Origin of the sequence: Catenovulum sp. 2E275 (assembly GCF_025515275.1) — a bacterium.
Lineage (GTDB): Bacteria > Pseudomonadota > Gammaproteobacteria > Enterobacterales > Alteromonadaceae > Catenovulum.
Genome location: NZ_JAOPFU010000014.1, coordinates 39,456 through 59,604, shown reverse-complemented (window position 1 = coordinate 59,604; position 20,149 = coordinate 39,456). Strand labels below are relative to the sequence as shown.

Here is a 20,149-nt window from a genome sequence, read left to right as displayed (position 1 = left end):
AATGACATATTTAATGCCAGTCAGCTTTGTTTTATTTTTAGTTTTGGGCTTAATGATGCTGGTTTTACACACCGCAAAAAAACGTAGAAGCCAGCAGGTGTGTGGAATCGAACAAATTTTATTGCTGAGAAATTTAATTAGTACGATTCAAAAACATAGAGGATTATCCGTTGCTTATATTAGAGGCGATAAAAGTGTATTAAGCGAGATAAAACAATTAGTTAATTTATGTGCCCAAATTAGTCATCAGTTAGCTCAAAATGGATTGATTCTTAAATTTGAGGGTTGGGCTATTAATCTTGAGCATTGGCAGCGATTACACCAAAAAATAGCCGATTTAACCCCTGAACAAAGTATTTTTCAACATACCCAGCTAATAGGTAACTTATTGTATTTATTAGAAGATATGGCTGAACATTATCAGCTTACTTCGGCAACGATGCATCATTTTCCAAATATAGGTTTATTATGGCGCGAATTATTGCAGGTGAGTGAATATATTGGTCAAGCCAGAGCATTAGGGACAGGGGTTGCAACTGCAAAAAGTTGTACGCGGGTAGAAAAAATTAAATTGGGTTTTTTATATCAAAAAATTGAAGAGGTAAGTCAATTTACCTACCAAAATTTTGTTAATAATGCCAAGCAAACTGAGCAAAGCAGTATGAATCAGCTTAAAGCTGCTCATCAGAAAATAGCGGATTTATGCCAAACCATAAAATGCCAGATGATCGAAAGCGAACAAATCAGCTTAGATGCTAAACAGTATTTTGCTTTAGCAACCGAAACTATGAATGCAGTTAATCAGGTATTTGACTTAGAAATTAATAAAATTAAGGCTGATTTAAAAAATGATATTTAAGTCATGGAGGCATGAAAACGAAGTACTAGAATTATGCATTTCCAAATCCACATGGGGTAACTCTGTGAATCTATAGTTTTTGTTAAAAATTTAATCTTAGTAAAATTGCCTATTTAGGATCACTTACTCAATAAATTATTGACTCTATCATCGCTGACCACTATATGCTTTTTATATTATATAGTGGTCAGATGATATTCAATTACTTATGTATAGTTGGAGTGCTAAATTTTAAATTTATTGACTAGCTCATTTAAGGCAATTGCAAGTCGGGTTAACTCGCTGGTGCTTGCACTAGTTTGATTAGCGCCAGCCGCGTTTTGTGCTGCCAGATCACTAATTTTAACAATGTTAGCATCAATCTCCCTTGATACGTTTGACTGCTCTTCTGCTGCTGTTGCAATTAAATGATTACTATCACTAATTAGATTGATTTGCTCTGTAATTTGATTCAATGCATCGCTGGCTGCTTTTGCTACAGTTTGAGCTCGCTCTGTTTTTGAATTTGAGTCTTGCATAGTACGAACTGCTTCTTGAGCCGATTCCTGCACTAAGCGCACCATATTTTCTATTTCTCCGGTAGATACTTGAGTTCTGTGCGCTAGACTACGAACTTCATCCGCTACAACTGCAAAGCCTCGACCAGCTTCACCCGCGCGCGCAGCTTCAATCGCGGCATTTAGTGCTAATAAATTAGTCTGTTCTGCAACGGCTCTTATGACATCCAAGACTTGCCCGATAGAGGCAACATTTTCAGCTAATTGATTAATAACTTGTGTACTTTGTGCCATGTCTTGGCTCATTAATTCAATGACTTGTGTTGTTTCTTTTACTTTTTGTTGGCCTTCACCAGCTAATCTTTTTGTTTCACTGGATGAACTAGATGTTTTCTGTGCTGTATCTGCAACTTCATCTACGGCTGAACTCATTTGAGTAATGGCTGTAGCTGCCTGTTGAATTTCATCATTTTGCAATTGTAAATTTTTAGATGAATCGTCTGTAACAGAGCTAAGTTCTTCTGCGGCAGAAGCCAGTTGATCTGATGAGTGGGCAATTTGTGTAATTGTTGTATGCAAGTGACCTCGCATAGCTTTGAGTGCATTTAATAAACGCGTGATTTCATCATCTCCATCTACTGTTATCTGTTGAGTTAAATCCCCTTTCGCAATATGTTCGGCTGAAGTTAGCGCAAGTAGTAAAGGTTTATTAATACTAGATGAAATTAATAAGGCAATAATCCAAGCTAGAATAATTGCTAAGCTTGCGATTAATATAACAGCCCAAAAACTATTTTCGTAAGCAGAAATAGAAAGCGCTCTAGCTTCATTAACCGCTTCTTGATTAATTTTTATTATTTCTTTAAGCACTGAATTCATTGTATCCGCTGCTTTATTCATTTGGGGAATATATTTTTCTGTTTGGTTAGTTTGTCCTTGCTGAATCAATTCCAGAATTTGATTTTGATTATTCAGATAGTTATTTTTAGCTTGCTGAAATTCTTTAAATGCTTGGGCTTCAGCTTCTAGATAAATAGTTTTTTCATAATCAGATAAATAAATTGCAGCTTGTTTTTTTACTTTAGTTATTTCTTCAAGGTCTGTTCTGAGCGAAGCATTATTTTTTGCAGTTAATACCCTAAACGTTAAAATTCTAATCTCTAATACACTTGAATTTAGATGACCTAAGCTGCTGATGGCAGGTAATAGATTAGTCTCAATAATATCTGCATGTTCTCTTATTTTTTTCATTGATGAAAGGGAGAACAAACTTGAAATAATCAGTAGTAAAATAACCAAACCAAACGCAGATAACAGCCGAGTTTTTAGGTTTATATTACGTAACATATATCCTTTTATCCTTTTGATAAAATAAATTGAATCAGCGAAGTGGAGTTAAAATGTAACTATAGGTGCTATTAAACAAACACGCTAAGAGGTTGGATCTAGATTGTTTACATTTTAACTTTTAATTGCAGGAAATAAAATCATGTAAAAGTATATTTTGTCATTTTATGTCGAGTATAATGATGAATTAATTATGATATTTCATTTTTTTATCGGAATTGACAAACAAAACTGCGTATAATATGCAGCACAATTTTTATAATTAAACAATTAATGGCGAATAATATAAATGAGTAAAAAGACTAAAATAGTCGCAACCGTTTCAGACTTGAAAGGCGACGTGGAATTTATCGGCGAATTATATAAGCGTGGCGTTAACGTAATTCGTTTAAATACAGCTCACCAAACACCGGAAGATACCCGTGTTGTTATTGAAAACGTACGTAAAGTGAGTGAAAAATTAGCGGTTTTGGTTGATACCAAAGGCCCTGAAATGCGTACTAATTTAAAAATCGAAGAAGATTTAACCATTAAAACGGGTGAAAAAGTCACTTTCCGTGCCGATGGTTTAGATGTAGCAACTACACGTGAAGCGGTTCAGGTTAACTATTTAGGTTTTGTTAAAGACGTACCAGTTGGTGCTCATATTTTAATTGATGATGGTTTATTAGAGTTAGTTGTAGACAGCAAAGATGATGAAGCTTTATACACAACGGCTTTAAACAACGGCAAAATTAAGAAAAAGAAAAGCGTAAACGTACCGGGTGTTGCGATTCGTTTACCATCTGTTACTGAGCGTGACCGCAGCTTTATTGAAATGGCAATTGACGCGGGTGTTGATTTTATTGCTCACTCATTTGTACGTAATAAACAAGACGTATTAGATGTTCAAAAAATCTTGGATGAAAAAAATTCGCCAATTAAAATTATCGCTAAAATTGAAAACCGCGAAGGGGTTGATAATTTAGATGAAATTTTAGAAGTTGTGTATGGCGTTATGGTTGCACGTGGTGACTTAGGGATTGAAATTCCGGGTGAAGAAGTACCATTAGTGCAAAAAGCTATGATTCAAAAATGTATCCGCGCTAAAGTCCCGGTCATTACTGCAACTCAAATGCTTGAAAGCATGATCCAAAACCCACGTCCTACACGTGCAGAAATCTCTGATGTTGCTAATGCAGTTTTAGATGGTACTGACGCAGTAATGTTATCTGGTGAATCTGCTTACGGTGATTATCCGTTTGAAGCAGTTGAAACTATGGCGCGAATTGTTCGCCATGTTGAGCAACAAACAGCTAAAGGTATCAACTTTGATATCGAAGATACCCGTGATAATTTACAGGCTTATATTGCAAAATCGGTTGCTAAAGCGGCACGCGATTTAGATGTAGATGCGATTGTAGTGCCAACTCGTCAGGGTACAACTGCTCGTCAAATTGCTTCGCATCGTCCTGCTGCGCCAATTTATGCTGCTTGTTACGAGCCAGAGCCACTTAGACTATTATCTTTAAGCTATGGTGTTGATGCTTATTTAATTAGTGTTGAAGAACGCGCTAAAGTATTAAATAAAGCATTAAGCCCATTAGTTGAAAATAAAACCTTAACTGAAAACAGCTTAGTGGTTGTTGCTAAAAGCGCACCAGGTTCACCAAAAGGTGAAACAAACCGCTTTGAAATCAATACAGTTAAAGCATTAGTTGAATAATATTTAAGTTTATCGACTGACAAGAAACCAGCTCAAAAAGCTGGTTTTTTATGTCTGTTTTCTGTTGATATAGTGTAGATGATATTCGAACAATCATTTATAAAAGAGTGAGCTGTTAAAATATATTTGTTTAAGTTAAGCGATTAACGTTAGAATAATGCACTTTTTAATCTGTTCGAGATATTTAATTTAGTGCTTTTTATATGGCTGTTCGCTTAACTTTTTATCTGCTTTTTCCTGTTCTATTTTTATTCAGCTTTACTGTAAAAGCTGAATCTATCACTGATTTTAATCAAAGGTTTTCACAGCAAGTTGCGTTAAAACTCGCGCAAATGAGTATTCCCGGTGGCGCTTATGTGATTGTTAAAAATAATCAGATAGCTGCGCTTGAAACTTTTGGATATACAGATCAAAGCCAGTCGCAAAAAGTAAATAGCCATACGGTTTTTCGGTTAGCCTCGGTGTCTAAAACCTTTTCGGCAACCGTGACGACTATGCTGGCGCTGGAAAATAAACTCAGTTTAAATGATCCGATTACCAAATATGTGCCTGAGTTTACTCTGGCAGATAAAACCGCGGCAGATAAAATTCAGATCCATCATTTATTAAGCCATTCCAGCGGTTTAATCCCAAATGCTTATGACAATTTATTGCATGAAAACTGGGATATGCAGCGCATTTTGTCATGGTTTAATAAAATTACCCCTTTGTGCCAGCCAGATCAATGTTATGGCTATCAGAATATTGCTTACTCTTTGGTACAGCCAGCAATTGAAACCATTCAGCCAGAGCCTTTTGCTGAGCTATTAAATGAGCGTATTTTTGCGCCGTTAAAAATGGCCGATGCTTCGGTTGGTTTAAAACCTTTTATCAGTGGTGACAATTATGCGAAACCGCATGTGTTAATTGATAAAAAACAGGGCAAATATATTTGGACTCAAGTGGCCATTGATGCCGACTTTTACAAAGTCGAACCGGCCGCAGGCGTTAATGCCAGTATTTCAGATTTAGCAAATTGGTTAATCGCTAATTTAGGTTATCAGCCGGATATTTTATCTAAAAATTTGCTTGCAGAATTAACTGAACCGAGAATAAAAACCACTCGCGAGCTAAATAAACGTTATTGGCGTGAATATTTAACCGATGCTTATTATGGCTATGGCTGGCGAATTTATCAGTTTGATGATTATCCTGTTTATTTTCACTCTGGCTGGGTGAGGGGATATCGCGCGGCAATTGGTTATTCACCAGATTTAGATTTAGGGTTTGCGATATTATTAAATGCTGAATCTAGCGTGATTAGCGAATTAACATCCGGCTTCTGGGCGAATGCTAAATCGCTGCAATAAGTTATTAGCTGAGCTTTTTGAACTCTTTTCGTTTAAAAAAGAGGACTAACGCTAAAATAAGACCAAACAAGGAACCAAATGGAATTGACACTATCAGGATGACCGAAGAAAGTAGCCAAACAGCAAAATAACGTCTTGAGCGGTAACTAGAGAAAAATATGGCGACTAAAGTACATAGCCAACCAAAGACGGCCAAAAATAACCACTGAACCATATACACAAATGCTTGACTTATTCTCCCTGCTACTACTTTTGGGTCTGCTGCATTAGATGAAGAAACATCTTGAATAATGCCAATCAGTGCGCTCAATGTTTGGTATAAACCAATAATAGAGCAGAGCATCAGTAAACTGAGGAAACAAAATACTCTCCCTAGCATTACGCGCTTGTTGTTAAGCATCTCTTGTGTCTGTAATTCACTTTTAGGAGAGCTATATATATTCAAAATTTCCCCCTCATATTTAGGTCACCTAACGAGACTGTAGAAAAACCTCGTTCTCAAAAAAATTATCGAGCGTCATTCAAAAAAATGGTAAAACTTATAAACAATTTTACGTAGCAATGCTTTTAAACGCTTTATTCGTGCTTGAGTTGTTCCAATCGTTTTATGACGGAAACCAAGCTAAACGTTATTGTGAGTTAATTAAAACTAAGCTTATAACTGATTACCATTTATAGGGTTTGTAGTTGTTGCCACATATTTTTAACTAAAAGCTGATCGTTTTCATCCAATTCACCGCCTGCGATTGCTTGTTCTAGTGAGTCGTTGGTTTTGGTGATTAAATCTTGAATATTGAGTTGATTTTCCATTTCTAAATAACCGGCTGTTAGCATAATATGACCGCGTAAATAGCCGGAAATAAATAATGTATCTGCGTCTGCATCTTCAACCATTTGGTCTAATTGCGCTTCAATTTTTTCAATAAATGCTTCTGCTGCTTGATGTTCTTGTTGCGACATTTTGTTACCTTTTATATCTTTTTATTTGAGTTTTGGTTGTTTAATTAACCGACCGGATAAAGCACAGAGTCATGAAAGCCAGTGGTGACTTTGATTAATCCGGCTAAAGATTCATTAATTGAGTTATCTAATGTATCTACAATTAAGGGTTTGCCATCTAACTTTTGTAATTTGCTTTTGGTTGCCACTAAATGAATGTTATATTTGCCGATTTGAGCAATAATCCGTGGGCTGATTTGTTGATTACCACGCCCTAAAATATGACCCTGACCACCAATTAAACTAATAATTAATTTGGTTTTTGGATATTGCTGCATTAATTGCCAAATTTGATTTTCAGTTAAGTCACGGCCAACTAAATTTTGCTGATAAACTGCATCAACCCCAAGTAAAGTATTGTCTAAATATAAGGCTTGCATGATCGCTTGGGTGGTTGAACCTGAGCCAATTAAATACAGGCAGTTTTCATCTTCTTCCATAAGCTCGATAATATCTGCAGCTATATCCTGTAAAACTAGTTCTTCGGTTTCTTTGCCACCTTGTTTAACAGCTTGTACATAGCGTAAATCCATCGGGATTAATAAATCGCCATAACGTTTAGCTTTAACAATGCCTTGTCTGAATTGATTTTCGTCTATATCCATCACATCGGCTTCGGCCAGAGTGAGCATTTCGCCGCTGATTAACTTTTGACAAAGTTCGCCGGCGGCTTTTGGGGTGATGGTATAAACCCCAGAATGAATTTTACAACCTGCCGGAATACCTAAAACTGGAATATGCTCTGGTGCAACTTCACAAATATTGCGCGCAGTGCCATCGCCACCGGCAAATAAAATTAAATCAACCTCTGCATTTATTAAATTTTGCACACATATTTTAGTATCTTCTGCACTGGTTTGAGCAGGGCTTGTATGCACTATATGTGTGGTAAACCCTAACCCCTGAGCTAAAGCCGCGCCCATTTCATCATTTGCGGTGTAAACTTCAATTTTATTTTTAAATCCGGTTAAATATTCAAGCGCTATTTGGGTTTTTTGATTTGCTAGTTTATTTGCCCCTAAGGCAAAAGCCTGTTGCTGGGTTTGCTCACCATCGCTGCCTTTTAACGCTACGCTGCCGCCAATGCCGGCAATGGGGTTAATGATTAATCCTAATTTAAATATTTTCACCGCTCAAACTCATTAAATTGTGATATTTTTAAGGGAAATTCTACCTGATAAAACTCTGCTAATGCCTGACATAATTGGTGTACTCTGGGAGGAAGCCCTTGAGCCAAATACAGTTTTACCTGATTAAATATTTTTGCTCTGAATGCGTGCCGATTTGGGGTATAACTGCCATTTAAATTATCGCAGCTTACGTTAAATGAAAGCCCAGCAGCAACTGATAAACACCATTCAATTGCCTGTGGTTTTATTTCAACCTGCTCAAACTCGGTCTGCTGAGTTTGATCGCGTCCGTCTGGGCAATACCAGTAACCATAATCTTCTAACTGGCGGCGTTTTTCACCAGCCAAACACCAGTGCGCTATTTCGTGCAGGGCGCTGGTATAAAAACCGTGTGCAAATACAATTTGATGATATGGGGTGGATTGATTGGCCGGTAAATAAATAGGTTCATCACTACCTTTTATCACTCGGGTATTATATTGTTTGCCAAGTGATTGATAAAAAATATCAATTAAATCTTCAGTTTTGTGCGCAACGGACATTTTTAAGCAGGTTTGCATGTATACTGTTGTATAAACTAAATTTAAAAGCGTATTCTAACGTTTATTGACTGCTAAAACAGCACAAGTTTTATTTATTATGAGTTAACCCAACAGAGAACTTAATATGAAGTGGGAAAAACTACATCAGGCATTTGATAAAATGACCAAACAAACCTCAATCACACAGTTAAATACTCTGGGGTTAAAATTTTGCCGACAAATTATATCAATGTATGAATATCGCATTTATATCAACCAGCTTATGCATAATGGAGATGAATTAGATTTAGCATTTATTAACGGAAAAAGTGATATTTCAGATAACGAGTCAAGAATAGTAAAAGAAATGGCATTAGGGCGAAAAAGTATCCCAAGTCATTTTGAAGAGCAGGGCGTGCAATATTTTTGTGTATTAAATGAGGGGTCTTGCTTTGCTTTATTTGCTTTTAAAGTTGGACTAGAAAATGCTGATATCTCTCGAATCAATATTTTTAATACACTTATTACGATTTGGACCAATCAATTGTCGGTTTTATATTTTTACCAAAGGGATAATTTGACTGGTTTATTTACGCCAAGCATTTTTTCAGATGCGGTTAACGGCAATACATTCTATTCTGATCAGTCGCTTGAAGATGACAGCATTATTAAAGTGGAACAGGATAGACGTGATGATTTACATTTGCCTAGTTCACATGCAGTGGTATTAATTGATATTGATGATTTTAAACGCGTTAATGAAAGATTTGGTCACTCAATTGGTGATGAAGTATTAATTAAACTCGCGCGTCTGATGGAAATTTCGTTCAGAGAAAGTGATTTAATATGTCGTTTTAATGGAGAACAATTTGCGGTGTTAATCCGGTATGTGAGTAAACGCAGCGCCGAAGATATTTTAGAGCGTTTTCGATTACGAGTTTCTGAATCAAATTTCCCTAGAATTGAAACTATTACAGTCAGTATTGGATATACCATGACCTTGCCTGGAATATTAACTAGTGAATTAATTGATCGGGCAACTCGTTCTTTAAACCATGCTAAAGAATCGGGTAAAAACTGCATTATTAGTTTTGATACCGTTGCCAAAATACATGGTGATGGCTTTGGTAACAGTATGTTAGAAGTTGGCGAGATTGAGTTATTTTAATGAATGATGTAATGAAAATTTGGGTTGATGCTGATGCCTGCCCTGCGGTAATTAAAGAGATTATTTTTAGAGCCGCGCAGCGCACAAAAATAGAAACCACTCTAATTGCCAACCAGAATGTAAAAGTACCATCGTCACCTTATATTAAAATGTATCGGGTTTCTGCTGGTTTTGATCAGGCAGACAACGAAATTGTAGAGCGCTGTAATCAAGATGATTTAGTCATAACCGCAGATATTCCGCTGGCTTACGAAGTGCTTAATAAAGGGGGCATGGCGCTTAACCCAAGAGGTGAGTTATATTCTGTTGCAACTATTAAAGCAAAATTGGGCATGCGGGATTTTTATGAAACTTTACGTTCGAGCGGCATTCAAACCGGAGGACCTGCGAGTTTAAGCCAAACAGACCGCCGAAATTTTGCTAATGAACTGGATAAAATTTTAAACCGTTATTTGCAAAAAATAGCAGCTAAATAACCAAGTATAAAACGAAATTAAACTCAAAGCTTTTTTATCCAGAGTTTCACGCTTTGATATGTAGAAATGTCCTTCCCTGGACCACACGACTAATCGTTGACTGACCAAACTAGGCTCGCAAATTCGGTCAATTAATTAACCTCAACTCGGGTTAAGGTGTATTCTAACTAATTGAATTATTTAACCTTATAATTCTACATATTCATTAAACCGAATTGAGGTTATTTATTACCAGAACTGGATATACAGGCCGATTGTCATTAACACCACTAACACGCCTGCAATTTTTGCACTCTTGGATGACGCCAGTTCAATCTCGCTATTCACCGGTAATTCAACTGGTTTATCTAAAGGCTTAACTAAAGTAGCAATTGCGCAATAAAGCATGACTAAAATAAAGCAGATTGCCATACGATCTAAAAATGCAATTTCATTTGAAAACCATAAACCAGCGTCCACTATCATATCGCCAAAAATCCACTTAATAGAGCCATACAGCACAACATTTAATAAAATGCCGCTCCAGCCTAAAAAGCGCGGCGCTCTTGGCACTAACATCCCGAATAAGAAAATAGCGATAATACCTGAGCTGATAAAGCCTTGGAATTCCTGAATAAAAGTAAAGATACCACCAAACCCCGGATGACTTAATGTGGGTGCAATTAAGGCTGAGATCATCACAAAAATCACTACAAATAAACGTCCGATTTGCGGTAGTTTATCGTCATGGGTATCCGGTTTTACTTTTTTGTATAAATCCATAGTAGCAATGGTCGATGCTGAGTTAAGCATTGAAGCCAGTGAGCTAACTATCGCTCCAAAAATAGCGGCAAGAATAAACCATGAAACCCAAGGATAAGGTTTAATTAAATTACGTAATAAAGTCGGGAATGCGGCATCATAATCAAAGCCACCATTTTGTAAGGCAAGTTGCTCGTAATAAAGGTTAAAAGCTAAAATCCCCGGAATCACGACAACAAAAGGAATTAATAGTTTTAAAAAAGCAGCAAATACAATCCCTTTTTGGCCTTCCGCTAACGATTTAGAGCCTAAAGTACGCTGGATAATGTATTGGTTTAAGCCCCAATAAAAAAAGTTAGGGATCCATAAACCGATAATTAAAGCTGTCCACGGAATTTCAGCATCATCAATTGGGCGGATCATGTGCAGTTTGCCACCTTCTTCGGCTGTACCTGCATTTAATAACTGAAATCGCTCCCAACTTCCGGCATTTTGTAATTGCTCAGTGGTGACATCTTTAAGGGTTGCAGTTTGCACTAAAGATGCAGGATCTGCACTGCCTAAAGCCTGAAATGCTAAATAAGCAACAATACCGCCACCAATAATCAGTGCAGAGCCCCAGACTAAATCTGTCCACACACAAGCTTTTAAACCACCAACAAAGACATAACCAGCAGCCAGTAAAGCAATAAGCCAACATGCAGCAGTTAGGTTGCCTAAAATAAATACGTCAGGGTAATAACCGGAAATCACTTTTGCGCCCGAATAAATAACCGATGCTGTTGGTACACCCACTAAAATTAATAGGGTAGCAACCGCCATGACTGTGCGAGAAAATGAGCCGTATCTATATTCCAAAAACTCAGGAACGGTATAAATACCGGCTTTTAAAAAGCGGGGTAAAAATACAAATGCAACCACCACTAAAGTAATTGCAGCCATCCACTCGTAAGAGGCGATAGCCATGCCTAACCAGTCGGCGGCTTTACCCGACATACCAACAAATTGTTCAGTTGATATATTGGCTGCAATTAATGAAAAACCAACTAAATACCAAGACAAGCCTCGGCCCGCTAAAAAGTAAGAACTACTAGACTGATGCTCTAAATCATCTACGCCTTGTTTGCTCTTCCAGATACCCATACCGATAACACCGGCAACGGCTATTATAAATAAGCTTATTTCAATGTAATTCATATTATTTTGATACTCTGATTTATAAATCCAAAGGGTGGACTTATCTGCAAAACATAAAGTGGGTAAAACGTTACACCTTTCATTATGCAGAATAATTCATTATTTTAATAGAGAAAAATAGAAAAACTATAAAAAATTGTTGTTTTTTTGTATTTTAAAGCGATTTTTTACCCTTTTTAGACCATTTAAAATATTAAATTATTTAACATATAAATATAAGGGTAATCGTTTTATCTCGCATTGATACCGCTTTATCGCAAATGCCGGATTTGAATAAAAGTAAGGCTTGACATTCAAATTTATTAAACTGAAAGAAATTAAATTATATTGTGCAATATTTTTTGTGTGTACGTTAAGACACAATCGTTACATATCTTGAGTTAATGGCTAGTCATTTGGTTAGCGCAGTGACTATTAATCTGCCTTATGTTAATTTAATTAAATATGAATAAAGACATACCACCGATCACAGATTATTCGCAAGCCAAACAATATTTGTTTTATTTATTATCAAGGCGTGAATATTCTCAGCATGAACTGCAAAACAAGCTGGATAACAGATTATGTCCGGCGCAAATTAGCCAAAGCTTGTTAGCCGAATTTGCAGATAATAACTGGCAAAGTGATCACAGATTTGCACTCAGTTTACTCAAAGCTAAAGCAGGCAGTGGTTATGGGCCAAAAGTGATTCAACAGCTCTTTTATCAGCACAAAATTAAGGCCGATCTAAACAGCTTAACCGAAGAAGCTGAAATTGACTGGCAGCAAGTTGTTAATGACTGCTACGAGCGAAAATTCCGGCAAAAGCCGATTAAAGATTTTAAAGATAAACAAAAGCGCTATCGGTTTTTGTATTCTCGTGGTTTTGATTCTGATTTTATCCAGCAGGTATTTTCAAGTTTTAGCTAACTATTCTTTGCTTAACTATTAACTAAATCACTTGCTTATGGTACATTTCGGGGCAAAATTTTGGCTGTTTAGATTAATTGAGAATTACTCTCAAAACCGGCCATCCATTCCATTTTATGATCAGTTTGATTGACGTTTACAGGATAGACAAATGACGATGACAACTGCTGAAATCAGGCAGGCTTTTTTAGATTTTTTCGCAAATAATCAACACCAAGTAGTCGCAAGCAGCTCTTTGGTTCCAGCAGATGATCCTACTTTGTTATTCACAAACGCCGGGATGAACCAATTTAAAGACTGCTTTTTAGGTAACGATAAACGCAGCTATACTCGTGCAACTTCATCACAACGCTGTGTTCGTGCCGGTGGTAAACATAACGATTTAGAAAACGTAGGTTATACCGCTCGCCATCATACTTTTTTTGAAATGTTAGGTAACTTTAGTTTTGGTGATTATTTTAAACAGGATGCAATTAACTTTGCATGGGGCTTTTTAACTGAATCGCTTAAATTACCAAAAGATAAACTCACGGTAACTGTGTATGAATCAGACGATGAAGCTTATGCTATCTGGAAAGATCAAATAGGCGTTCCGGCTGAACGTATTATCCGAATTGGTGATAAATCGCCTGAGAAAAAATTCGAATCAGATAACTTCTGGTCTATGGGTGATACTGGCCCTTGTGGTCCTTGTACCGAAATTTTTTATGATCACGGTGCACATATTTGGGGTGGGCCTCCGGGATCACCAGAAGAAGACGGTGACCGTTTTATCGAGATCTGGAATATCGTATTTATGCAGTTTAACCGTCATGCCGATGGCCGGATGGATCCTCTGCCTAAACCGTCGGTTGATACAGGTATGGGTCTTGAGCGTATTGCTGCGATTATGCAAAACGTACATAGCAACTATGAAATCGATATTTTTGATAATTTGATTAAAGACGTTGCTAAGCTGTTGAACGTAACGGATTTAACCAATAAATCTTTGCGGGTAATTGCTGATCATATCCGTTCATGTGGTTTTTTAATTGCTGATGGTGTTATGCCGTCTAACGAAGGCCGTGGTTATGTTCTGCGCCGTATTATTCGTCGTGCAATTCGTCATGGCAATCAGCTAGGCGCGAGTGAAGTCTTTTTCTGGCGAGTTTATCAGTCGTTAGTCAATCAAATGGCTGAAGCTTATCCAGAACTTAAAACTCAGCAGGCTGTGGTGGAAAAAGTTTTGCGTTTAGAAGAAGAGCAATTCTTAAAAACTTTAGATCGTGGTTTAGCGATTTTAAACGAAGCTTTAGCTGAGTTAAAAGGCGATACCATTCCGGGTGAAACTGTATTTAAGTTATATGATACTTATGGTTTCCCAATGGATTTAACTAATGATGTTGCGCGTGAGCGTAATTTTAAAATTGATGAAGCAGGTTTTGAAAATGCAATGGCGCAGCAGCGTCAACGTGCGCAACAAGCTAATCAGTTTGGTAAAGATTATAACGACTCTGTCAGCTCAGATAACGAAACTGAATTTACCGGTTATACCCAAATTAAAGACTCAAGCCAAGTTGTTGAGATTTTTGTAGAGAATGAATCGGTTCAATCAGTTGATGCCGGCACTAAAGCGTTAGTGATTTTAAATCAAACGCCATTTTATGCTGAGTCTGGTGGTCAGGTTGGTGATACAGGCGCATTTGTCAGCGCCGAACAAGAAGTATTTGAAGTTCAGGATACGGTTAAATTAAGCAAAGCGTTTGCCCATAAAGGGGTTACCAAAGCTTCGCTTGCTGTTGGTGATTCAATTGATGCAGTGATTGATAATCAACGCCGCCAAAACATTAAATTAAATCACTCAGCTACGCATTTATTGCATGCTGTATTGCGTCAAGTTTTAGGCGAGCATGTTTCGCAAAAAGGTTCATTAGTGATGGCCGATAAATTGCGTTTCGACTTTGCTCATTTTGAAGCCATGACAGCCGCTGAAATTGCAGAAGTTGAAGCGATTGTTAACCAGCAAATTCGTCAAAACCATGAATTAACCACCCGATTAATGGATTTAGAAGCCGCTAAACAAGCGGGCGCTATGGCATTGTTTGGTGAAAAATATGATGACGAAGTTCGAGTAGTTAGCATGGGTGAGTTTTCTACTGAGTTATGTGGCGGTACGCACGTTGAGCGCACGGGTGATATTGGCTTATTTAAAATTACCTCAGAAGCGGGTATTGCTGCCGGTATTCGCCGTATTGAAGCCGTGACGGGTGACAGCGCATGTGAATTTGTGGCGCAAACGCAACAAAAATTAGTTGATATCGCCGGTTTATTAAAATCTGATGCGGGTAGCGTACTGGATAAAGTTCGTCAGGCATTAGATAAAAATAAACAGCTAGAGAAGCAGTTACAACAGTTACAGGATAAATTAGCCAGCCAAGCCGGTGCAGATTTATTAAATAATACTGTTGAAGTGCAAGGTGTTAAGCTATTATCAGCAGAAGTTGAAGGTATAGATGCAAAAGCTTTACGTGGCACGTTAGACCAATTAAAACAAAAAATTGGTTCTGGTGTGATTGTACTGGGCTTAAAAAATGCAGATAAAGTCAACTTAATTGCAGGTGTGACAAACGACTTAACTAAACAGGTTAAAGCCGGAGAGCTAATTGCAAATCTGGCACAGCAGGTTGGTGGTAAAGGCGGTGGTCGCCCGGATATGGCGCAAGCTGGTGGTAGTCAGCCAGAAAATTTAGAAAAAGCATTAGCTAGTGTTGAATCTTGGCTTGCAACAAAACTGTAAACCAGTAATATAGCTAATCTTTGGTTGTACCTTTTTTGTCTGATTTATTTGTGGGATTTTCAAAAAAACACTGGTTTTTCAGATAATTTGAGCTAACTTTAGCACTAGGTGCAACCGCTGTTGACGGTTTAGGAATAGGAATAGGAGCTGCACAATATGCTAATTTTAACCAGACGTGTTGGTGAAACACTGATGATTGGTGACGAAGTCACTGTAACTGTGTTAGGTGTTAAAGGTAATCAAGTTCGAATTGGTGTAAATGCACCTAAAGAGATCTCGGTTCACCGTGAAGAAATTTATATGAGAATACAAGCAGAGAAGAATCAATCATCTGGCAATTCAGATTATTAATTAAAATTCTTTTCAGCATAAAAAACCGGCAATCGCCGGTTTTTTTGTGGGTGTTATTTGAGCTAGCAGGTATAGCTTAACTACGTCTGCGCTTATATAAATGAGGCATCACTTTAACTTGCTTAACCATGTTATCTTTAATTTCTAATACTTCTACCGGATAACCATACAGGCGTAAACATAAGGCTTCAGTTGGGATCTCTTCTAAGTGCTCTAAAATCAGGCCATTAAGCGTTCTTGGGCCATCTTCAGGTAGTTTCCACTTAAACTGTTTGTTTAAATCACGGATATTGCTGCTGCCTTCAATTAAATAACTGCCATCGGACTGTTTAACATTATTCGTAGTTGGCAGATCCATTGTGGTTGTAAAGTCGCCCACAATTTCTTCTAAAATATCTTCTAGTGTGATTAAACCTTGAATATCACCATATTCATCAACGACTAAACCAATTCTGATTTTATTGCGCTGAAATTTAAGTAACTGAACGTTTAGTGGCGTGCCTTCCGGTACAAAATAAATTTCTCTGACCGCACGTAATAAAGTTTCTTTAGAAAATTTGGTTTTACTTAATAAACGTAAAACATCGCGCGAATGCACAAAACCAACTGCATCGTCTATCGTATCCCGGTATAATAAAATGCGGGTATGCGTGCCGTGAGTGAGTTGTTTTACAATATCTTTCCAGTCATCGTTTATATCAATGCCAGCAATTTCGTTACGCGGCACCATAATGTCTTCAACCGTGACATTCTCTAAATCTAATACACTTAATAACATATCGCGGTGACGGCGAGGAATTAATGCGCCGGATTCGTTTACTACACTGCGTAATTCTTCATGGGTTAATGAATCCTGACGATTATCCAGATTAATTCTGAATAGTCTTAAAACCCCATTAGTGATTTGATTTAAACCCCAAACAAAAGGATAAAACGGGATCAGTAAAGCCCCTAAAATAATAGAGGCAGGGTAAGCTACTTTTTCTGGAAAATAAGCCGCCAGTGTTTTTGGCGTTACTTCCGCAAAAATTAAAATGACAACCGTTAATACAATACCCGAAATTGTGGTTGCTAACGCTTCACCATATTGGCCTAATAATCGAATACCAATAAAGGTGGCAATTGAGGCGGCAAAAATATTAACTAAGTTATTACCGATTAAGATAAGACCGATCAGGCGATCCGGTTTTTCTAACAGGCTTTGTACACGTTTAGCTGATTTATCACCACTTTGTGTAAGATGTCTTAATTTATATTTATTTAAAGACATCATGCCGGTTTCAGAGCTTGAGAAAAATGCAGAAATAATAATGAGTACCGCTAGTATTATAAATAAGGTACTCGTGGATATATCGTCCAACAGTTAATCCTATTTTGTTAGTTTGAAATAAATTCAGCCATATAAATATGAACTCTACAGCTTAGAGTCAAGCGTTATCGTAAAATTATTTCTTTAATTAAACGAGAACCAAAATAACCTAAAGTTAATAACGCGCTGCCAGTTACACTTAAAACCAGTATGCGTTTACCACGCCAACCTAGTTTTAAGTGGCCGATTAAAATGCACATAAAACATAACCAAGCAAGTAAAGTTAGTACCACTTTATGTGCTTGTCCTGAGCCAATAAAGTGCTCTAAAAATACAAAACCTGTTGCAATTGATATGGTTAAAGTAATTAAGCCAAATTTAAGCAAAGTAAAAATTTGTTTTTCAATTGCATCTAGCGATGGCATCGGGAGTGAGAGGACCGATAAATCATGGTGCTTTAAACGCCCTGAAATAATGCTGTATTGCATAGCTAATAAGGTTGCTATTAATAAAATGCCATAACTAATAATCGCCATACTAATATGAGCCAGCATTTCAACCGTCCAAGTGGTTACACTGGTTTGTTCAATTGGAATAAATAAACTGAGCAATAAAATAGCAGCGGTAAATAATAAACAAACCGGTAAAGCAAAGTAGTTACGACTATAAATAGCAAACATACATGCAATTAATGTGACAGTCGCACTGACTACATTGGTTGCCAAAATAATAGAATACGCGTGCTCATCATTTAACTGATAATGCTGACCAACAAAAATGCTGTGAAAAAACAAACCGAAAACGCCAATGGTTGTTAAACTTAACAGATTGATGGTTCTTTTATTAAATAATGCTAAGAGCAGACCAATTGAACTGACTAAATAGCAGCCAATCGCCACAGGCGCAAAACTCATCTTGAATCCTTTGTTATTTATTACTTTATTATTGGCAAAATTAAAACTGGCTTATTTTAACCAAAAATTGCCTGATATTCATCTAATCTAAGTATGGGTATTTAAAAGCGTACTTTAACGGTTTTGATTGAACTTGTACAAGTGCTAAATCGTTGTTTAACTCGCATCTGGGCTTTGTTTAAGTATATAATGCCAACAATTTTTTAGAGTTAATTCCAATTTGTCAAAAATAGGCCGACACAAATAGTGAAAATCGGCCGGTAGGAAATCAATTAATATGTTTGAAAATTTATCAGACCGCCTCAGTCAAACACTAAAAAATATCACAGGTAAAGGTCGCCTCACCGAAGAAAATATAAAAGAAACCCTGCGTGAAGTTCGTATGGCTTTATTAGAAGCCGACGTTGCTTTACCCGTTATTAAACAATTTATTGAAAACGTAAAAACCAAAGCATTAGGCTTAGAAGTTAATAAAAGCTTAAATCCGGGTCAGGCATTTTTAAAAATTGTAAATGCTGAATTAGTCGCCGCTATGGGTGAAGCTAACGAGGCACTTAATTTAGCAACTCAAAAACCAGCCGTGATTATGATGGCGGGTTTGCAAGGTGCAGGTAAAACGACCTCTGTTGGTAAACTGGCTAAGTTTTTAAAAGAACGTGAAAAGAAAAAAGTATTAGTTGTCAGTGCCGACGTTTACCGTCCAGCAGCGATAAAACAGTTAGAAACACTTGCTTCTGATATCGGCGTTGATTTTTTCCCAAGTTCAGTTGAACAAAAACCGGTTGATATTGCCAATGGCGCAATCAAACACGCCAAACTTCAGTTTTTTGATGTTGTTATTTTAGATACCGCAGGTCGCTTGCACGTAGACAGCGACATGATGGATGAAATTAAAGCACTTAATCAAGCGGTTAATCCAATTGAAACCTTGTTTGTTGTTGACGCAATGACAGGTCAGGATGCGGCTAATACTGCCAAAGCATTCCACGAAGCTTTACCATTAAGTGGGGTGATTTTAACCAAAGCCGATGGTGATGCGCGTGGTGGTGCAGCTTTATCTATTCGTCATATTACAGGCAAACCGATTAAGTTTATTGGTACTGGTGAAAAAACTGATGCGCTTGAGCCTTTCCATCCAGACCGAATTGCGTCACGCATTTTAGGCATGGGTGACATGCTGTCGCTGATTGAAGAAGTTGAGCGTACAGTAGATAAAGACAAAGCCATGAAACTGGCGAGCAAAGTTCAAAAAGGAAAGGGCTTTGACTTAGAAGATTTTCGCGACCAACTTGCCCAAATGCGTGATATGGGCGGGATGATGTCGATGATGAACAAATTACCTGGCATGAGTAATTTGCCGGATAATGTTAAAGATAAAGTGAACGACAAACAATTTGTGCAAATGGAAGCGATTATTAACTCAATGACGCCAAAAGAGAGAAGTCACCCTGATTTAATTAAAGGCTCGCGTAAAAAGCGTATTGCTGCCGGTTCAGGTACACAAATTCAAGACGTAAACCGTTTATTAAAGCAATTTACCCAAATGCAGAAAATGATGAAAAAAATGTCGGGTAAAGGTGGCATGATGAAAATGATGCGCGGTATGAAAGGCATGATGCCACCGGGTGGAATGGGTGGCATGTTTGGTGGCCGTTAATTGCTAGATTTTAGTTTTATTTAAAATGCAGCTTAAACGCTGCATTTTGTTTATTATCCTCACAAAGTTTTTATCCTGTTTATTAGATTGCACAAAAAGCGTATTTTTTGGGCAAAACCTCAGTCATTACATGGCTTTTAAGTTGCATTACCCCCGAATATGTGTAAAATTCACGGGCTTTTCGAACTAGGGTCATTCCAAGGTCGAAAAGCAGCCAATTATTATTTATTTTTTAACTAATCAA

17 protein-coding genes are annotated in these 20,149 nt (G+C 37.3%); 9 read left to right on the top strand and 8 right to left on the bottom strand.

Annotated features, from left to right (window positions below):
• Window position 1 precedes the first annotated feature (1 nt).
• Window positions 2-859 (top strand): nitrate- and nitrite sensing domain-containing protein, encoded by an 858-nt coding sequence (locus N7931_RS09050; RefSeq protein ID WP_262793520.1) that lies wholly within the window; start codon window positions 2-4, stop codon window positions 857-859.
• Window positions 860-1,083: 224 nt separating this feature from the next.
• Here N7931_RS09050 and N7931_RS09045 read toward each other — a convergent pair whose 3' ends face one another.
• On the bottom strand, window positions 1,084-2,703 hold the full coding sequence (locus N7931_RS09045) for a methyl-accepting chemotaxis protein (RefSeq protein ID WP_262793519.1): 1,620 nt from the start codon (window positions 2,701-2,703) through the stop codon (window positions 1,084-1,086).
• Window positions 2,704-2,992: 289 nt separating this feature from the next.
• Between N7931_RS09045 and pyk the strand changes: the two genes are divergently transcribed.
• Window positions 2,993-4,408 carry a pyruvate kinase gene (gene pyk / locus N7931_RS09040; RefSeq protein ID WP_262793517.1) on the top strand — a complete coding sequence of 472 codons (1,416 nt, stop codon included), beginning with the start codon at window positions 2,993-2,995 and terminating at the stop codon, window positions 4,406-4,408.
• A 203-nt stretch (window positions 4,409-4,611) separates the two neighbouring features.
• The gene (locus N7931_RS09035; RefSeq protein WP_262793516.1) at window positions 4,612-5,757 is read left to right on the top strand and encodes a serine hydrolase domain-containing protein; all 1,146 of its coding nucleotides are present in this window, start codon (window positions 4,612-4,614) and stop codon (window positions 5,755-5,757) included.
• A 4-nt stretch (window positions 5,758-5,761) separates the two neighbouring features.
• Here N7931_RS09035 and N7931_RS09030 read toward each other — a convergent pair whose 3' ends face one another.
• The 4 genes from N7931_RS09030 to N7931_RS09015 form a co-directional block, all read right to left on the bottom strand.
• The gene (locus N7931_RS09030) at window positions 5,762-6,202 is read right to left on the bottom strand and encodes a hypothetical protein (RefSeq protein ID WP_262793514.1); all 441 of its coding nucleotides are present in this window, start codon (window positions 6,200-6,202) and stop codon (window positions 5,762-5,764) included.
• 227 nt (window positions 6,203-6,429) lie between these two features.
• The gene (locus N7931_RS09025; protein ID WP_262793513.1) at window positions 6,430-6,717 is read right to left on the bottom strand and encodes a YfcL family protein; all 288 of its coding nucleotides are present in this window, start codon (window positions 6,715-6,717) and stop codon (window positions 6,430-6,432) included.
• Between the two features lie 44 nt (window positions 6,718-6,761).
• Window positions 6,762-7,886, bottom strand: a complete 1,125-nt coding sequence (locus N7931_RS09020; protein ID WP_262793512.1) for an ATP-NAD kinase family protein — start codon at window positions 7,884-7,886, stop codon at window positions 6,762-6,764.
• Window positions 7,883-8,428 carry an elongation factor P hydroxylase gene (locus N7931_RS09015; protein WP_262793510.1) on the bottom strand — a complete coding sequence of 182 codons (546 nt, stop codon included), beginning with the start codon at window positions 8,426-8,428 and terminating at the stop codon, window positions 7,883-7,885. Before N7931_RS09015 ends, N7931_RS09020 begins: the two co-directional genes overlap by 4 nt.
• A gap of 124 nt (window positions 8,429-8,552) precedes the next feature.
• On the opposite strand from N7931_RS09015, the gene N7931_RS09010 reads away from it, so the two are divergent.
• On the top strand, window positions 8,553-9,575 hold the full coding sequence (locus N7931_RS09010; protein ID WP_262793509.1) for a GGDEF domain-containing protein: 1,023 nt from the start codon (window positions 8,553-8,555) through the stop codon (window positions 9,573-9,575).
• Between the two features lie 11 nt (window positions 9,576-9,586).
• On the top strand, window positions 9,587-10,051 hold the full coding sequence (locus N7931_RS09005; protein ID WP_262793508.1) for a YaiI/YqxD family protein: 465 nt from the start codon (window positions 9,587-9,589) through the stop codon (window positions 10,049-10,051).
• A 228-nt stretch (window positions 10,052-10,279) separates the two neighbouring features.
• On the opposite strand, the gene N7931_RS09000 is transcribed toward N7931_RS09005, so the two are convergent.
• On the bottom strand, window positions 10,280-11,989 hold the full coding sequence (locus tag N7931_RS09000) for a sodium:solute symporter family transporter (protein WP_262793506.1): 1,710 nt from the start codon (window positions 11,987-11,989) through the stop codon (window positions 10,280-10,282).
• Window positions 11,990-12,433: 444 nt separating this feature from the next.
• Here N7931_RS09000 and N7931_RS08995 point away from each other — a divergent pair, with 444 nt between their 5' ends.
• From N7931_RS08995 to csrA, 3 genes are all read left to right on the top strand, one after another.
• On the top strand, window positions 12,434-12,898 hold the full coding sequence (locus tag N7931_RS08995; protein ID WP_262793505.1) for a regulatory protein RecX: 465 nt from the start codon (window positions 12,434-12,436) through the stop codon (window positions 12,896-12,898).
• A 151-nt stretch (window positions 12,899-13,049) separates the two neighbouring features.
• Window positions 13,050-15,674, top strand: a complete 2,625-nt coding sequence (gene alaS / locus N7931_RS08990; protein WP_262793503.1) for an alanine--tRNA ligase — start codon at window positions 13,050-13,052, stop codon at window positions 15,672-15,674.
• 156 nt (window positions 15,675-15,830) lie between these two features.
• Window positions 15,831-16,025, top strand: a complete 195-nt coding sequence (gene csrA, locus N7931_RS08985; RefSeq protein WP_262793501.1) for a carbon storage regulator CsrA — start codon at window positions 15,831-15,833, stop codon at window positions 16,023-16,025.
• A 76-nt stretch (window positions 16,026-16,101) separates the two neighbouring features.
• Here csrA and N7931_RS08980 read toward each other — a convergent pair whose 3' ends face one another.
• Together N7931_RS08980 and N7931_RS08975 are read right to left on the bottom strand one after the other, a co-directional pair.
• Window positions 16,102-17,385 (bottom strand): HlyC/CorC family transporter, encoded by a 1,284-nt coding sequence (locus N7931_RS08980; protein ID WP_262793499.1) that lies wholly within the window; start codon window positions 17,383-17,385, stop codon window positions 16,102-16,104.
• 74 nt (window positions 17,386-17,459) lie between these two features.
• Window positions 17,460-18,248, bottom strand: a complete 789-nt coding sequence (locus tag N7931_RS08975) for an inner membrane protein YpjD (RefSeq protein ID WP_262793498.1) — start codon at window positions 18,246-18,248, stop codon at window positions 17,460-17,462.
• A gap of 277 nt (window positions 18,249-18,525) precedes the next feature.
• Here N7931_RS08975 and ffh point away from each other — a divergent pair, with 277 nt between their 5' ends.
• Window positions 18,526-19,905: a signal recognition particle protein gene (ffh, locus tag N7931_RS08970; protein WP_262793497.1), complete on the top strand. Its 1,380-nt coding sequence runs from the start codon at window positions 18,526-18,528 to the stop codon at window positions 19,903-19,905.
• Window positions 19,906-20,149: the final 244 nt, after the last annotated feature.

Bases quoted from the DNA above. Each gene is read 5' to 3' on its own strand.
- N7931_RS09050 (WP_262793520.1), top strand. From the start codon at position 2: ATGACATATTTAATGCCAGTCAGCTTTGTTTTATTTTTAGTTTTGGGC.
- N7931_RS09045 (WP_262793519.1), bottom strand. From the start codon at position 2,703: ATGTTACGTAATATAAACCTAAAAACTCGGCTGTTATCTGCGTTTGGT.
- pyk (WP_262793517.1), top strand. From the start codon at position 2,993: ATGAGTAAAAAGACTAAAATAGTCGCAACCGTTTCAGACTTGAAAGGC.
- N7931_RS09035 (WP_262793516.1), top strand. From the start codon at position 4,612: ATGGCTGTTCGCTTAACTTTTTATCTGCTTTTTCCTGTTCTATTTTTA.
- N7931_RS09025 (WP_262793513.1), bottom strand. From the start codon at position 6,717: ATGTCGCAACAAGAACATCAAGCAGCAGAAGCATTTATTGAAAAAATT.
- N7931_RS09015 (WP_262793510.1), bottom strand. From the start codon at position 8,428: ATGTCCGTTGCGCACAAAACTGAAGATTTAATTGATATTTTTTATCAA.
- N7931_RS09010 (WP_262793509.1), top strand. From the start codon at position 8,553: ATGAAGTGGGAAAAACTACATCAGGCATTTGATAAAATGACCAAACAA.
- N7931_RS09005 (WP_262793508.1), top strand. From the start codon at position 9,587: ATGAAAATTTGGGTTGATGCTGATGCCTGCCCTGCGGTAATTAAAGAG.
- N7931_RS09000 (WP_262793506.1), bottom strand. From the start codon at position 11,989: ATGAATTACATTGAAATAAGCTTATTTATAATAGCCGTTGCCGGTGTT.
- N7931_RS08995 (WP_262793505.1), top strand. From the start codon at position 12,434: ATGAATAAAGACATACCACCGATCACAGATTATTCGCAAGCCAAACAA.
- alaS (WP_262793503.1), top strand. From the start codon at position 13,050: ATGACGATGACAACTGCTGAAATCAGGCAGGCTTTTTTAGATTTTTTC.
- csrA (WP_262793501.1), top strand. From the start codon at position 15,831: ATGCTAATTTTAACCAGACGTGTTGGTGAAACACTGATGATTGGTGAC.
- N7931_RS08975 (WP_262793498.1), bottom strand. From the start codon at position 18,248: ATGAGTTTTGCGCCTGTGGCGATTGGCTGCTATTTAGTCAGTTCAATT.
- ffh (WP_262793497.1), top strand. From the start codon at position 18,526: ATGTTTGAAAATTTATCAGACCGCCTCAGTCAAACACTAAAAAATATC.